At 53.8% G+C, this 15,823-nt stretch carries 13 protein-coding genes; 8 read left to right on the forward strand and 5 right to left on the reverse strand.

Annotated elements, in window-relative coordinates:
* Positions 1–26 precede the first annotated feature (26 nt).
* The 3 genes from Q0915_RS01780 (at position 27) to Q0915_RS01790 (ending at position 3,735) form a co-directional block, all read left to right on the forward strand.
* On the forward strand, positions 27–635 hold the full coding sequence (locus Q0915_RS01780; protein WP_299472683.1) for an NAD(P)H-dependent oxidoreductase: 609 nt from the start codon (positions 27–29) through the stop codon (positions 633–635).
* A 3-nt stretch (positions 636–638) separates the two neighbouring features.
* On the forward strand, positions 639–2,624 hold the full coding sequence (locus Q0915_RS01785) for a cation:proton antiporter (protein WP_299472684.1): 1,986 nt from the start codon (positions 639–641) through the stop codon (positions 2,622–2,624).
* A gap of 199 nt (positions 2,625–2,823) precedes the next feature.
* Positions 2,824–3,735, forward strand: a complete 912-nt coding sequence (locus Q0915_RS01790; protein WP_299472685.1) for a hypothetical protein — start codon at positions 2,824–2,826, stop codon at positions 3,733–3,735.
* 154 nt (positions 3,736–3,889) lie between these two features.
* On the opposite strand, the gene Q0915_RS01795 is transcribed toward Q0915_RS01790, so the two are convergent.
* Complete coding sequence (locus Q0915_RS01795; RefSeq protein WP_299472686.1) at positions 3,890–4,837, reverse strand: LysR family transcriptional regulator; 948 nt, start codon at positions 4,835–4,837, stop codon at positions 3,890–3,892.
* A 164-nt stretch (positions 4,838–5,001) separates the two neighbouring features.
* On the opposite strand from Q0915_RS01795, the gene Q0915_RS01800 reads away from it, so the two are divergent.
* Positions 5,002–5,847: an enoyl-CoA hydratase/isomerase family protein gene (locus Q0915_RS01800; protein ID WP_299472687.1), complete on the forward strand. Its 846-nt coding sequence runs from the start codon at positions 5,002–5,004 to the stop codon at positions 5,845–5,847.
* A gap of 146 nt (positions 5,848–5,993) precedes the next feature.
* The gene (locus Q0915_RS01805) at positions 5,994–6,836 is read left to right on the forward strand and encodes a hypothetical protein (RefSeq protein ID WP_299472688.1); all 843 of its coding nucleotides are present in this window, start codon (positions 5,994–5,996) and stop codon (positions 6,834–6,836) included.
* A 15-nt stretch (positions 6,837–6,851) separates the two neighbouring features.
* On the opposite strand, the gene Q0915_RS01810 is transcribed toward Q0915_RS01805, so the two are convergent.
* The 3 genes from Q0915_RS01810 to Q0915_RS01820 form a co-directional block, all read right to left on the reverse strand.
* The gene (locus Q0915_RS01810) at positions 6,852–7,430 is read right to left on the reverse strand and encodes an alpha-ketoglutarate-dependent dioxygenase AlkB (protein ID WP_299472689.1); all 579 of its coding nucleotides are present in this window, start codon (positions 7,428–7,430) and stop codon (positions 6,852–6,854) included.
* Between the two features lie 162 nt (positions 7,431–7,592).
* On the reverse strand, positions 7,593–7,976 hold the full coding sequence (locus tag Q0915_RS01815; protein ID WP_299472690.1) for a hypothetical protein: 384 nt from the start codon (positions 7,974–7,976) through the stop codon (positions 7,593–7,595).
* A 409-nt stretch (positions 7,977–8,385) separates the two neighbouring features.
* The gene (locus Q0915_RS01820; protein ID WP_299472691.1) at positions 8,386–9,306 is read right to left on the reverse strand and encodes a LysR family transcriptional regulator; all 921 of its coding nucleotides are present in this window, start codon (positions 9,304–9,306) and stop codon (positions 8,386–8,388) included.
* A 118-nt stretch (positions 9,307–9,424) separates the two neighbouring features.
* Between Q0915_RS01820 and Q0915_RS01825 the strand changes: the two genes are divergently transcribed.
* Genes Q0915_RS01825 through Q0915_RS01835 form a run of 3 tightly spaced genes read left to right on the forward strand, consistent with a single transcriptional unit; the run spans position 9,425 to position 11,995 of the window.
* On the forward strand, positions 9,425–10,204 hold the full coding sequence (locus Q0915_RS01825; RefSeq protein ID WP_299472692.1) for a CmcJ/NvfI family oxidoreductase: 780 nt from the start codon (positions 9,425–9,427) through the stop codon (positions 10,202–10,204).
* A gap of 16 nt (positions 10,205–10,220) precedes the next feature.
* A complete protein-coding gene (locus Q0915_RS01830; protein ID WP_299472693.1) occupies positions 10,221–11,204 on the forward strand; it encodes an LLM class oxidoreductase in 984 nt (327 codons plus the stop codon).
* Positions 11,201–11,995: an SDR family NAD(P)-dependent oxidoreductase gene (locus Q0915_RS01835; RefSeq protein WP_299472694.1), complete on the forward strand. Its 795-nt coding sequence runs from the start codon at positions 11,201–11,203 to the stop codon at positions 11,993–11,995. Before Q0915_RS01830 ends, Q0915_RS01835 begins: the two co-directional genes overlap by 4 nt.
* Before the next feature lie 149 nt (positions 11,996–12,144).
* Here Q0915_RS01835 and Q0915_RS01840 read toward each other — a convergent pair whose 3' ends face one another.
* Complete coding sequence (locus tag Q0915_RS01840; RefSeq protein WP_299472695.1) at positions 12,145–15,819, reverse strand: G8 domain-containing protein; 3,675 nt, start codon at positions 15,817–15,819, stop codon at positions 12,145–12,147.
* Positions 15,820–15,823: the final 4 nt, after the last annotated feature.

The following is a 15,823-nucleotide window of genomic DNA, read 5'->3' on the forward strand; positions in this document are numbered from 1 at the left end:
AACGACATAACAGGAAGGTGTTTTCGATGGCAAAAATCATCGTCTATTACGCGCATCCTGGCCAGACCTTCAGCCGGGCAAACCGCGCAATGGCCAGGCGGGCCAGTGACATCGAAGGCATCACCTTTGTAGATCTTTACGCGGAATATCCGCGTCATGATATCGATGTGCGCAAGGAACAGGTGCGTCTTTTGGAGCACGATGTGATCGTGTTCCAGTTTCCGCTTTATTGGTATTCCACCCCAAGTCTCTTGAAGGAATGGCAGGATCTCGTGCTGCAGCACGGTTTTGCATATGGACATGGCGGTGACAAGCTTGCGGGCAAGGCCTTGCTTCTTGCTATCACGGCCGGTGGCTCTGATGAGGCCTACACGCAAGAGGGTTATCAGCAGCATACCATGCGCACGTTCCTGACCCCGCTCGAACAGACCGCCGGGCTGTGCCAGATGCGTTTTCTGCCGCCTTACGTGCTGTTCGGTGCGCTGAAGGCGGACGAGGCCACTGAACTGAAACATCACATCGATGGGTATGTCGAGCTCCTGACCCGGATCCGGGATGGCAAATTCGAGCTGAAGGATGCAACCGCTGACGAGCTTACAAGCGCCAGCGACATTCTTAGCCTCAGCAAGGACTGATTCATGACCGATTTTCTGCTTCTGGCCTTTGTTTTTCTGGTCGCCGGTGTGATTGCTGTGCCAATCGCTTCGCGGCTGGGTCTGGGATCCGTTCTCGGCTACCTGATCGCCGGTATTGTCATCAGCCCGCTGTTGGCCACTCTCGGCGTTGACGTGATCTCCATCCAGCACTTCGCTGAATTCGGCGTTGTTATGATGCTGTTTCTGGTGGGCCTGGAGCTGGAGCCCAAAATGCTCTGGAACATGCGTGCGAAGCTGCTTGGCCTTGGCGGCTTGCAGGTTGGGGGCACAACAGTTTTGGTCATGGGGGTGGCCATGATGCTGGGGCAGCCCTGGACCATCTCGCTTGCGATTGGCCTTGTGCTTGCGCTCTCCTCGACGGCAATCGTGCTGCAGACTTTGAACGAAAAGGGTTTGATGCGTTCCAACGGCGGACAATCAAGCTTTTCGGTTCTGCTGTTTCAGGATATCGCGGTGATTCCCATGCTGGCGTTTGTCCCGCTGCTCGCCATGCCTGAGCTGATGGATTTGGCGACCGATACGGGCCACGGAGCTGGCGCGCATGGAGCCGAAGCGCACGGTGGCAGTCACGCGAGCGACCATGGGACAGGGGACCACGGCGCATCCCTAAGTCTGGTGGATGGTTTACCGGGTTGGCAGGCCGCGCTGATAACCATTGGCGCGATCGGAGCCGTAATCCTCGGAGGTGTTTATCTGACGCGTCCGCTATTCCGCTTTATTGCCATGGCGGGTCTGCGGGAATTGTTTGTTGCCGCAGCCCTGATGTTCGTTATCGGCATCGCGCTTCTGATGACACTTGTAGGCCTTTCGCCAGCCCTGGGCACCTTTCTTGCGGGTGTGGTGTTGGCCAACAGCGAATATCGCCATGAACTGGAATCCGATATCGATCCGTTCCGTGGACTGCTTCTCGGCTTGTTCTTCATCACGGTAGGTGCAGCGATCGATTTCGAGCTACTCCTTGGGAATTTAGCCTCGATCCTAGGCATGACTTTTGGGCTCATTGCACTCAAGTCTCTTGTTCTTTTGGCGCTTGCGTGGGTGTTTCAGCTGCAAGGGGCTGACAAATGGCTCTTTGGGCTGGGGCTTGCTCAAGCCGGTGAATTTGGTTTCGTGCTCCTTTCCTTCACGGTTGCCAATGATGTTATCCCTCAGAACCTGGCGGATCAGCTGTTGTTGATTGTGGCCCTGTCCATGCTGCTGACGCCGGGACTGTTCATCCTCTATGAAAAGGTCATCGCACCACGCTTTGTGAAAACGCAGGAACGCGATGCGGACGAGATCGTTGAAGTGGGGGAGGTGATCATTGCAGGTCACGGCCGTTTCGGAGGGATCGTCAACCGGATGCTGCGCGCAACGGGTTACGCCACCACTGTTGTCGACTACAATGCCAGTCATCTGGACATGTTGCGCAGCTTTGGTTTCAAAGTGTTTTTCGGTGATGCAACGCGCCCCGATTTGATCCACGCAGCGGGTATCGAGAAGGCGAAGCTTCTGATCGTTGCCATCGACGGCAAGGAGCAGATCAACGCACTGGTCCATTATGTTCGCGAAAACTACCCCCATGTGCCTGTCATCGCGCGGGCGGTTGATCGGCAGCATGTTTATGATCTTTTTGCCATGGGATGTGTCGAGATCATTCGTGAAACGTTTGATTCCAGTGTGCGTACAGGGCGCTCCGCGTTGGAGCGGCTCGGCATGCACCCCTTCGATGCCGAACTGGCGGCACGGAAGTTTGCAGAAGACGACCGGCATATCCTTAAGGAGATGGCACTAGTTCATGATCCCAAGATCCCGACCAGTCAAAACACTGCTTACATCGAAAAATCCAAAACTCTCATGAAGGAGCGTGAGGAGCAGATTTTCGGGAAACGCGATGTGTTTGATCTCAGTACAGATCGTGGCTGGCACCCGCCGAGCGAAGAGGATCTGGATGCGATACTCGCGGACCACGAGGCGAAGGCACCGTAAGGTGCACTTCGCAAACTGCGCAAAGGTGCATTCCGTGAGTATTCCGGAACAGTCTGCAAATCCGCAGTGGCAGAAATGATCGGCATATTATCAGAAAAACCAGAATTATGAAATCAGTTTTGGATCGTTTAATTCTGATTTCGATAAAATAGATATGTGATCAGGCACAATAACCGCATACTGATAAGGACTATCTGCCATGTCACAGACTTCCCTACACCACGCCCGCACCATTGAGCGGCCTTCGCGCGAGGCGATGTTGCAGCGCGCGCCTTCCGTTCAGCGTTTCTGGACCGAGAACAAAGAACTTTTCGCCGAAGCCTGGTCAGAGTGGGACAGCGGCCGCAGCGGCGGTTCTCCTGCGCTGGACAGCTCGGTCTTCGACCCGCGTCTGCGCGATGCAGTCGAGGCTGCATGGGTCGATCCGACCAAGGAAAGCAATGTCAAAGAGCTTTGGAAAGAAGTTTTCCCCGGCGTCTATCGCACGCAGTTTTTCAACGTGGACCAACTCCACGCTCTGCGTTCTTACATGGATGCAGTGGCGGAGGCCGAAATACCCTTGCGTCCACCCTATGGCATCGTCCTCAATCGTGGTGGAGCGATGCTCGATCCGCGCTCGGAGGGCTATCTTGCCGCACCAACATTCCAAGCGTTCTATCAAGAACTGATGAACCGTTACATGCGTCCCGTATCTCGTCTGTTGTTTCCAGATGTCGCAGGCTTCGACACACAGACATTCGGATTTTCAATCCAATGGCAGGAGAACAAAGACACGTCTTTGCGGCCGCACTCGGATGCTTCGGCGGTAACGTTGAACATCAACCTGAACCTGCCAGGTGAAGACTATTCCGGATCCGCCGTCAGTTTCATTGATCCTGCCACTCGCCGTATTGAAAAACTCACCTTTGAGCCTGGAACAGCGTTGATCCACCACGGCAGCGTGCCCCATGCATCGGAGCCTATTACCAGCGGTGAACGCTTCAACTTTGTTCTTTGGCTTTACGGAGAGCATGGGCAGTTGCCGATCGAAGGTGCACCTGTGCCTAATATTGATCCTGCAGAACGTTGGAGCCTTCCAGAGACCAAAAACGATGGTTTTGCGCCGTTCTAAAGTTTGAAGCTCGGAAAATCGCGAAGCAGCCCAAGTTGCTTCGCGACTTTTCGCCTGAGACTCTCGGTGTTCCCATCTAGACGACCTCAGGACATCACGTCACGCATGGCCTGTAAAACGCTATTTAGGTCAGATACTTCGATCGGCGCTACTGTCAGCGGCTGCCATGGTCACTGGACACTTCGGGTAATTGACTTTCCCAGGGTGGGTTTTTGCCGATCTTGGCGATGAGGAAGTCCATGAACACCCGCACCTTCGGGGAAAGCACGTTGGATTTCGGATAGATCATCCACAATACGTTTTCTTCCGCGGCTTCATAATCGGGCAAAACGCGTTTGAGTAGTCCTGAAGACAGTTCCTCGTGAACGCTCCAGAGCGCGTTCATCGAAATACCAGCTCCTGATATTGTGGCCTGCTTTTGGCTTAGTCCGTCATCCATGATCAGCTGGTTCTTGTTGTCACCATATTCGAACATCGCAATATCGCCCTGAGTGGATTTGAGCGGTCTGGGATCCAGATGCCCGAATGCAATGAGTTTGTGGTGCGCCAGATCAGATGGGGTGACGGGTGTCCCATAGGCCTCAAGATAAGACGGAGACGCACAGAGAATGCGCTTGCCATCCGCCAGCTTGCGCCTTTTGAGGCTCGTTTCAGACAATGGAGCAAAGCGAAGCGCAAGATCGAAGCTGCCTTCGGTAAGATTGAACGGCAGGTCCGAGAGGCGTAAATCAAGCGAAACCTCGGGGTGCTGGTCCAGGAACTCGTGCAAGATGGGGGCGATATACATCTGGGCAAATGTGCTCGGTGCCGTAAAGCGCAGCGTGCCGGTCGCATTCGCCGACCCATGACCCAGGGCCGCCAGGGCCGCTTCTTCCTGGGCAACCATTTCCTTTGCAAATGGAAGGAAATCCGCTCCCTCGACGGACAAAGTTACCTTGCGCGTTGTTCGATGGAGCAGTTCTGAACCCACTCTGTGTTCAAGTTTGGAAAGCTTTGCGCTTGAGACAGCAGGTGCCATTCCCAGCTTTCGACCTGCAGCGCTGATGTTCAGTAATTCGGCTGCGAGGATAAACAATCGCAGCTCATCTGTATCTATGCCCATTATGTTCGATTTCCGAATTCTGAATACTTTAATAGCCACTTTATTTGTTAAATACCAGAAGTCATAACAGAAACATACCCGCGTCACGCTCGACACCGACAGCCCCAAATCGTTTCAACCGTCCCTGCATCCCTGGTGCAGGACAACTAAAGAAGGACTTCCCCATGAAGTACGAGAATTTCCAGACGTTCACAGTTGACGTTCAGGACGCGATAGCGACCGTGACATTTGACTTTGGTACCGTGAATGTGCAGGGGCAGGAGATGCTGTCGGATCTCAACAGCCTTGCCATGCGCCTTGAACGCGACAGGTCGGTTAAGGTTGTGATCTTCCAGTCGGCCAATCCCGAAGTCTGGGTATGTCACTATGACACCGAGCTGTTGAAGGACATGTCGACTGAAGCGGTATCACGCGATGAAGCTCAGCTCTTGGATCTACAAGCCGTGTGTGAGCGCATCAGCAAAGTCCCACAGGCCACGATTGCAAAGATCGAAGGATTTGCGCGAGGCGGCGGCCATGAGCTGGCACTTGCCCTCGACATGCGCTTCGTTGCGCGCGGCAAATACAAGTTCATGCAGATGGAAGTGGGGATGGGCATCCTGCCTTGCGGTGGGGGCGCGTCACGCATGGCCCGCCAGACCGGGTTGGGCAAGGCACTTGAGATCATCCTCAGTGCGCAGGACTATGATGCGGACGATGCGGAACGTTTGGGCACGATCAACAAGGCACTCGATCCCGATGAGATCGGTCCTTATGTAGATGCGTTGGCAAAGCGCATTGCGCAATTCCCGGCGGAGTCGATCAATGCCTGCAAACAGATGGTATATGAATCCATCGACCAGCCGATCCAGGATGCGCTTAAGGCCGAGGCTTATTGGCTCTATCAGGCGACCAGCAAAACACCTGCGGTCAAGCGCTTCGGCATTGCTGATGAACAGGGCCTGGAACATGACATCGAAAACCAGCGCAAGTGGGGTGAACTTGTCATGAAAGTTCAGGAAATCAACTGAGCTGGAACGGAAGCGTCCTGGCCACCACGTTTCGTGGTGGCCAGTGATTGATTGCTGCCTTGGAATTACCTTTGGCGAACAAAACCCAAACCTGATTGAATTGTTTGTGCTTTGAGCCGAACAGGCACAAACAATTGGAGGCCGAGATGTTGGACAGGGTTTTATTCCAGATTTCGTGTGTTGCCGTGGCGGCCTTTTTGAACCCGGTCAGTTTGCACGCCCAGGCTTGCGGAGATCTTCAGACACCCTGCAGCGTCGAAGGGGGAAGCTATCATGTAATCTATCCCGAGGCGTCCGAGCCGCTGGGAATTGTGATGCATTTGCATGGTGGTGGCAGCAATGGCGCGAGCGCACTCAAGTCTGGTCTTGCAGGAGAGGCGCATTCGCGCGGCTATGTCTTCGTTGCTCCAAATGGAGAGCATCCGGAAGCGCGATGGACGAAGGACTGGTCGGTCCGTGCAGACAACATGGAATTTGAGCGCGACGACGCAGAGTTTCTAGATAGGGTCCTGGCCGATGTCCGATCCAACACAGATCTCGCCGAAGTACCGGTTCTGCTGTCGGGTTTTTCCCGTGGGGGATCCATGGTTTGGAACATGGCATGCTGGCAACCAGATTTCGCCGATGCCTATGCACCCTTGGCAGGCGCTTTTTGGGAGCGGCTGCCAACGCGTTGTGCGCAGCCGGTCTATCTCTTTCACACGCATGGCTGGACAGACAGGGTTGTTCCCCTGGAGGGCCGATCATTCTTTGACGACACGGTTGTTCAGGGAGACGTATGGGCATCCCTCAAAGTTCTGCGAGAGACCAACGGTTGCGGCAAACGCCAACCGGAAACCAGTACCTTTGATGGCGAACTCTGGCTGAGACACTGGACCGATTGCGATGCCGGACGCATTGATTTGATGTTGCACAAAGGAGGTCATAGTGCGCCTGAGGGGTGGGGACCACGCATGATGAACTGGTTTGAAGAACTCGAGCTTCGCTGACGCTTCCTGACAAGCTCAGGCCGTTTGACGGAATGTCAAATTGATCCTCGGATCTTTGACGCTTTTCATTGCCGGTACACGATGAAGCCAATGATCCTGGGTTTCACCTTCCATGACCAGAAGATCGCCATGCGAGAGGCGGATCTCCAGAGTTTCCTTGTCGGTCTTGTTCTTGAACACAAACCGCCGCGTCGCACCAAGCGACAAGGATGCGACGGGTGTTTTCTCCCCATCGCTGTGCCAACCCAGGCCTTCCTCGCCTGAATGGTAAAGGTTCAACAGGCAGCTTTGGAATTTGTGGCCGCAGGTCCGTTCCACAAGTTCTTTCAGATCGAGCAATAGGGGCGCCCAGGGCAAAACGCGTCGTTTGCTTGATTGACTGGGTATATCGCCATACCAGGCAATTTTTCGTGCGGTGACAATATGTTTGCCGGCGAAATGATATTCATCGTTGTGCCACTCAATATCAGACATGAGATCGGCCAGAGCCTTGTCAGCACCTTCGCGCGAGAGAATAGCGCCAAAGAAATTTGCGATGCCGTTATGAGGCAGAATATTCCGTGGTCCAAAGTCTTCGTGCGCGAACAGATCCATCGTCTTTCAAGTGTCCCTAAGCAGTGTAGTCACGAGACAGGATAGCGCTGGGCGGATCAAAGGACCGCCGCGCTATCCTGCTGAAGTTTTTTGAACTTCATGCTTTGGTTTGCATGCACCAAGTTCGACTGTGTCTGCGTCGGAGCAAACGGCCCGGTGCGCCTATCTTATTGCTTCAATAGACTTTCGGGCTGTGGCCACCGCCAAAATCGCCTCGGGGTGAGACTGATACGCGGCGTTCAGACCATCGCGAAACGAACCGGACTTCGCGTCCAGCAAACTGCGACACTGGTTGGCGAAAGCTTTCGTTTCTTCTTCTGATATTGGCTGCTCGTCCGTGAGACGCTGGTCAATTTCAACGATTGTCTCCCGCAGTGGTTTCAGCCAGGCGAAAGCGCCATCCTTCGTGACGCGCTCGAACAATTGTAGCGGGCTTCCATTGAAGCCGGTTTGTTCCGTTTGAAACGTCAAGAGATGCTTGTGCACCGCTTGCAGGGCTTTCGACACGTGGTCCAGCCCGGTTGGTTTTGATACCTTGATAGTCATCAATTGAACCTCCGATTAAGGGCTGAGTGTGGTGACAGATCTTTGGGCTGTCTCCACGGTTTCACCTTAGATGGGATCACTGCTGACCGAGTACCATTGCAGGGAGCGCATACCACATATTCGCGCCATATCCCGGCGATGCTCCTGTCTTTGGCAAAAGCCTCTTGTGTTTAAGGAGCTACAAGCCTCGTGACAAAGAGATGGAACCTCAGTTTTTCACTACGAAAAATCAATGCGAAAACACGTGTCTTTGCAGATGAGGAACCAGCTGGGATCGACGATGTGCGCAAGGTCCCGAACGTTCACCTGATTGTGCAGATTGAGGGTCCTGGAGGCGAGGCCACGGGAGAAAAGCAGCCAACGAACCGCATCACTCGACAAGCGTGCTTCACCACGCGATTTTGCTTGGCTAACTTCCTGTTGCTTGCCAGGGCGGGTTGCGGCCGACGTGCTTTAGAAGGAAGTCCATGAAGACTTTCACCTTCGCGGAAAGGACGTTGGTGTGAGGATACATGAGCCATAGGACGGTTTCCTCAGCCATGCGATAGTCCGGCAACACTCTGACGAGGTTGCCTTCGGCGAGGTCGCGGGCCACGCTCCAAAGAGAGTTTGAAGAAATACCGCTTCCAGCCAGAGTGGTGAGTTTCAGAGCCATGCCGTCGTCGACAACGAGGCGGTTGGACGAGCTTTGCGGTTCAAAAATACCTTTTTCACCCGATTGCGACACAAGCTCACGAGGCGATGCGTCCTGGAACCCTATCAGATGATGTTTCTTTAAATCATCAGGTGTTGCTGGTGTGCCAAAGACTTCAAGATAAGCCGGCGATGCACACAGTATCCGTATGTCATCCGCCAGCTTGCGGCCTTTCATGCTGCTGTCACACAAAACCGCATTGCGGAGTGCGAGATCAAAACTGCCCTCGATTAGATTGAGCCGGATATCGGACAATCTCAGATCGAGTTTGACGTTCGGATGAGCTTTGAAAAACTCCGGCAGGATTGGTGCTATGTAGAGCTGGGAGAAAGTGCTGGGCGCCGTAAAGCGAAGCGTCCCTGTTGCTTCAGCATCTCGCTGACCCAGAACGGCGCGAGCTGCATCTTCCTGGGCAATAATCTCGCGCGCATAGGGAAGAAACTCAGATCCCTCGAGCGAGAGAGAAACTTTCCGTGTCGATCGGTGAAGAAGATCTGCTCCGATAGACTGTTCCAACTTGGCAAGTTTCGCACTTGAGACAGCTGGGGCGAACCCAAGATCACGCCCGGCCGCGCTGATATTCAGTTTTTCGGCAGCCAGAATGAAAAGACGCAGGCCGTCTGTTTCCAAACCCATTATATTCAAATCCCGAATTCTGAAATGGGATCTTCGCAATTAATTTTGCAAATGACAATGGTTATGTTCCCTGTAGTGAAAAAGGAAGCAAGGGCGCAGCAAGCAAAGCGAGATGGCGATGACCCAGACAGCCACAGTCAATTACCACGTACATAAACCGGAACAACAAGCCTTTCACCTGGATGCGGAAGGCATCAAGGGAAATCTGATCTCGCCTGAGCTGCGGTCTACGGACATTACTGTCCTGGATGCCCGAGGAGACGGTATTTCGGTGTCATTTGATGTGGATTCGGTGACCTTCGCCAACGCACCGACCAAGGTGAACTTTTCCGCAGAAAGAGCGCACTGGGAAAAAAACTATGACACCGAGCTGACCGAACTTCTCAGAAAGAAACTCGGCGCGAAAGAAGTCATCATATTTGACCACACGATACGAGTTGACGACCCAAATGCCGTCCGTCCCCCGGCACGTAATGTTCACAGCGATTACAGCGAAGTCGGTGCAAAACAGCGTCTGATCGATATCCTGGGTGAAGATCAGGCTGCCCAATGGAGCAAAGGTCACTACGCCTTCATCAATGTCTGGCGCCCGGTCGATAATCCGATCAACAGCGCACCCCTTGGTTTCGTCCGTCCTTCCAGCCTCAATGAGAGCGACTGGGTGTTGCTTGATCTCATCTACCCGGACAGGAAAGGTCAGATACTCGGGCTTGTTGCCAATCCGGATCATGAGTGGGTTTATCAATCCAGGATGACACCGGATGAAGTCGCGATCTTCAACATCTACGACAACGATGGTTTGCCTTCGATTGCCCATAGCGCGCTCGATATGGTTGAAGACGAGAGCATTCACACAATCAGGAAGAGCATCGAAAGCCGAACGCTCATTCGATACTGAGTGCGAGACACGAGACATGCCGGACGGAAATGATCTCTCAGATTTTCCGATTATCAATCGGGGATACAACTCGGTTTTTTTGCTAAACCGGCTGAGTATCGGGCTTGTTATGCCACTCGAAAGCTATTCGATTGGCGCCAAGCCGACCATGGCGAAGCATATTGAGATGGCACAACTGGCGGAGGCCCTCGGGTTCTCCGCGCTTTGGCTGCGAGACGTCCCGTTCGACGTGCCGTCGTTTGGAGATGTGGGGCAGATATTTGATCCGTTTGTCTATCTCGGCACGCTTGCGGCACTTACCAACGATATCGCTCTAGGGACTGCCAGCATCATCTTGCCGCTTCGTCATCCGGCTCATGTTGCGAAAGCAGCAGCAACAGCAGATGTGTTGTCCGATGGTCGTTTGATCCTGGGTGTCGCCTCGGGAGATCGACCAGAGGAGTATCCGGCTCTCAATATGAGCTTTCCTGACCGCGGAGCCCGGTTCCGCGATAGCTTTCACTACATTCGCGCGCTTGAAAATGATCGCCCGCGCCATGAGGGTCACCAGGGTGTCTTGCGCGGAACCATGGACATGTTGCCCAAACCTGTCGGAGGGCGCATTCCCATGCTGATCACGGGCGGCAGCCAGCAATCACCCGACTGGGTTGCCGAGCACGGAGATGGATGGGTGACCTATCCGCGTGACGTCGCCTCTCAACACCGTGTCATCAGCGAGTATCGAAACCGTCTTGCGAAAGGTGAGGCGGAAAACAGACCCGTGATGCAGTCACTCTATGTGGATCTTTTAGACGACCCCGATGCCAAACCGCGTCCCATTCATCTGGGCTTTCAGTCCGGCACAGAATTCCTGAAAAACTACCTGTCTGATCTCCAGGACATAGGCGTCAATCATGTGGCGCTGAACCTTCGTTTGAATGCGCAAGACACAGAAACAACACTCAAACTATTGGCAGATGAGCTTCTGCCCGACTTTGGACACAGAGGAAATCTTCCATGAATAAAACCATCCTCATCACGGGCTCGACGGACGGTATTGGGCTTCTCACAGCCAAAAAACTCGCAGCCATGGGCCACAAGGTTCTCCTGCATGGCCGCAGCAAACAAAAGCTGGAAGCTGCTCTGGCCGACATAGGCGGGGCCACGGAAGCCTTCGTCGCCGACCTGTCCAAAATGGAAGATGTCGAGGCGCTGGCCAAAGCCGTCATTGCGAGCAACGAAACTCTCGATGTGCTGATCAACAACGCGGGTGTCTTCAAGGTTCCCGATGCCGTAACGGAAAACGGGTTCGATCTCAGGATCATCGTCAATACCGTTGCGCCCTATCTCCTGACCAAGTTGCTGTTGCCGATCATTCCCAGCGAAGGACGCGTTGTTAATCTGTCATCCGCTGCACAGGCCTCTGTTGATCCCGATGTTTTTACAGGCAAAGCATTTTTGGGCGATAGCGAAGCCTACGCACAAAGCAAACTGGGCTTGACCATGTGGTCCATGCATCTGGCGGAAACACTCAGCAAGAACGGACCTGCTATTATCGCCGTGAACCCTTCCTCTTTCCTGGCCAGCAAAATGGTGAAGGAGGCCTATGGGGTGAAAGGCAATGATCTGAACGTTGGTGCCGATATTCTGATCAGCGCTGCATTGAGCGAAGAATTCGCTGACGCTTCCGGCCGTTATTTCGACAACGACCAAGGCCGGTTTGCCAATCCGCATCACGATGCATTGGATGCACGCAAGAACGAGCGCGTCGTGGCTTCCATTGAGGCGATGCTAACCAGGTTACTCGCTTAGCCAGGTTCCTACTTTTCGGCGAAGGAATTGTTCTCTTCCGAAAATCAACGGAACGCTAAATTTGCCTGATTGACCATCAGCCGTCGCAACTAATCAGCGATCGCGACGGCTGATCCTTGCAGCGAATTGGGTCGTCGCACGAGCGCAATTTATGCCATTGCAAATTCGTCGAGACTGAAGGCCAGGCTTCCGCTTTCCAAGATGTCGCCTTTGCCGTTTTTGTCTGCGTACACCGTATAGGCGAGGTCATATTCGTCTTTGACCATAATCTCACCTTTCAGGTAGTCGCCGTTCTTGTCGCCGAACAAGGCATAAGGCGTCACATTTTCGATACGACTATGTCCGTTCAGCTCGAGCAGAACGCTCTCAATCTCTTCTTCAAGGGCATCGTTCGCAGCCCTGGCTGAAATTGACAGGCTCCGTCCTTCAATCAGCGCAAAGTCTATCACTTGATTGTCGGTTAGCTGGGCGATCACCTGGTCCGTATCCGTGTCGACCAAGGCGAAGTTCAAAAAGATATCATCCGCCCCGGGCTCTGCCGGTTTGGTTTCGGTTGCCTTTGCTCCGGTGCCAGCGTCATCGGCTTCCGGTTTGCCGCCCGATACGGTGGACGATGTATCGTCGAGCATCGCAGCATCATTTGAGCCGGGCAATTCATCCGCGTTCTCGTGCGACGTCAGCGTATCAACCGCATGAACAATGTTTGGATCCTTGGACGCGCGAAGAGCCGCTATATCCACGTCGTTTCCGGGATCATCACCTTCCAGGGTCAACGTGAATTCGTGTTGGAAGGGTTTGTCCTCGGTTCCGACCTGAAACAGGCCGCCATTGATGACAAGTATCCAGTCAGCGGCAAGTTCCAGATCCTGCTCATCCTCGGCAATCAGCTCGCCACCGTCCACGAGTATGGCTTTTACCTGGGTGCTGCGATCAAGAACGACGCGTTCGCCCTTGCTCACAACGACGATATCGTCAGAGCCAGGTTCACGGCCATTGCTCCAAATACTGCTTTGAGACCAGCGCGCATCGCCTGGCTCATAGTCAACGGTTTGGGCGTTTTTCGGGGTGAAAGCATCCGGATCATGAGTTGCTCTTGCCGCATCCGGCGTCGGTGTCGGCGCTGCTTTCGTCGGGGCAAATTCTGCCAGCTGTGCAGGCGTATACTTGATCGGTTTGTAAGGAACGTCCGGCACCTCAACTATGGGCTGAGGGGCTTTGTTCAGCTCATAGTTGATGACACTTGGTCCGGCGACGTCTTTTGAACTGCCGCCCCCGAAGAGCTTCACGTAGATACTGCCGTCTTCGTAGTAGTAGGCCTTTTGGGGCGCCGCCTTGAGTTGGTCAAATGAGCCTACACGGATCGCTCCATCAACAGAGTGCCTTGAAGTTGCATTGGGCGACTCGATGAAGACATATTCTTCGCTCGTGGCAGCCGACAGGCGGATGCGGTTCTGATTGTCCTCCAGCGGGCGCTCGCCGAAATCATAGACATAAACGTAGTCGTTCCCATCACCAATGATGGCAAGCTGCGTCCGCCCGGCAACGCCAACGTCTCCATCGGTTCTCGAACCGTCGACGGCATCATGGCGGGTCATCCATTTTGGGCCGACATTGCCAGTGCCACCGCTTTCAAAAATTTCCGCTATGCGCGCATCAGTGATAACGAATACGTCAAAGTCCGGATGAACATAGGACCCGGCGCTGCTGTTTGCAGCGTTTGCGGCCTGTGTAAGCCAGGCACCCGGAACACCGGAAAGCGCGCCGTCCTCGTCGTAAATGGCACGTCCGGCCCGGCCGGCATTGCCCCCGGTTGGAAAAGAGAAGCTTTCAGCCGGATCGAAACCTTCTTCAAATGTGATGTCACGGACATAGTTCGCTTGACCAGCGCCGTGTTTGCTGGAAAGCGCGTAATGCTGCGCGTTGTCGAAAAAAGCAAAATGGCTGTCTTCGAAGAAGAACTCGCCGGAGTAAAAGGCAAGTCCTTCAAGCCGGTCGCTTGGCGAAGCATCATCTGCAAAGGAATGGCCCGCTTCTATTTCGGCCTCGGAATTCGGATTACCGGTATTTCTGGACACACCGTAAGACAATGAATTTTGGATCGAGGTGTTGTCATTGAAATTCAGGCCATCGGGTGCTGCGCCGATCACTGAATTGTAGAAATCCGCACCACCGACAGCGGTCTTGAAATTGGCACTCCACTCCCTGTTGCGGAACGTATTGAAATCGTGAATTTCCAGATCGTTTTTCGCCCAGGACTTGCCGCCCTCATCCGGATTGAAGGTCTTGAAAAGTCCGGCTTCATTGGAGTGTGCGACATTGTCATCAAACAAACCGGCTTTTTGACGGGCGGGTGACACATCTCCCTCGAACAGCGGACTGCCTTTTGAAAGACCCGTGAAATCTCTGCCGATTGCGTACCAAAATCCTCCGTTCTCACTGCCACCCGCGATGTTTCCGACAAAATCGTTGTGAGGATTGGTGATCCAATAGGTTGCGGCCTCCAGAATGTCGGACCGCAAGATCGCCTCATCCTCGTCAGCGGCCCTGGTGCCGAACCCGATGTTGCCTTGAAACAGATTGCCGGTTTCCGAGCCGTCCTCAATGAAGAAACTGTGCCCAACCGTGTCGTAGACAACATTGTCCTTCAGAAGAGCCTGGTTGGTCCCGTGGACCGTAATGCCCTTGTTGTTGGTGTTGTGAAACGAGCTGTTTTGGATGTATTGACCGGCCCCGGCGTCTCCGAGCATGTGCCAGTGTGCGGGATAGCGGCCGACAATCCCTTCCTGGCCCATCTTGGTGAATTCCGCACCCGAGACATGCATTTCAGCGCCGTTCATGACCATCGTATGGCCACCAAAACGATCAGCCTCCGCATCGCTGTCACCGGTGATTTTGACGTTCCGCGACAGCAGGGCGACCTGTGCCCGCTCGTCAATTGTCCACGCTTGCCGTTCTGCACCTTCCAGACCATTTTCAACAGTCTGCGTTTCGCCGTAATGCATGTATTTGAGAGGCTTATCGAGCGTAAAGCTAAGTCCGCCGGCTGATACCGCTGAAATTGTAAATGTCTCAGCCTGGTCTGCTTCATAATCTGTTGAGGTGATGGCGATTTTGTCGCCGACTTCCCAGCCGGTTTTCTCGGTTACCGTGATCGAGCCAGACCCCTTTTCCGCCGTACCATTCAGCAAAGTCCAGCTGTCTTTGGCGGCATCCGCTGCGTGAAGCTCAATTCTGCTGTCCGCGCCCATAGCCATCAGGAAAGCATCGTTGTTCTTCACCAGCATGGGATTGCCGCCGCCGTCTCTTTCAGCGTCCGGTTCCAGGATCGACTGTTCATGAATTTGCTTCAGATCGGCCCGCACCCGGGCGATACTTCCTGATGGATCCTCGGCGGATTTGACAACACCAAAATAAAACGACTCTTGTCCGAACTCTTTGTTGTCGGCGTTTGCCTTTAGCGTGAGCCGGTAGATGCCTTCATCCAGCTCGTTATCATCTTCGAAGCGATCAAACGTGATGCTCTTGTTGAAGAGGTAATCTTTCGATTCCGTGACAATTCCATTCTTGTTCACGCGGTCCAACGTATAGATGAAGCGCTCGACCTCATCTTTTTTTTCTCCATCAACGTTGACCCGTAAGCGGAACCCTTTCCAGTCGAAAGACGATGTATCGATGATGGAATAATCCGTTACTGTGTCCAGGGTTTCACCAGTCCTGCTGTCGACCGCTTCCACTTTCATGGCGACGCCATCGCCGTCCGGATCACTTGTCGTCGCCGGAGAATTCTGACCATTCGAGACGACATCCTTGAGAACCGCCTGCATAGCT

This window comes from uncultured Roseibium sp., assembly GCF_947494555.1.
Classification (GTDB): domain Bacteria; phylum Pseudomonadota; class Alphaproteobacteria; order Rhizobiales; family Stappiaceae; genus Roseibium.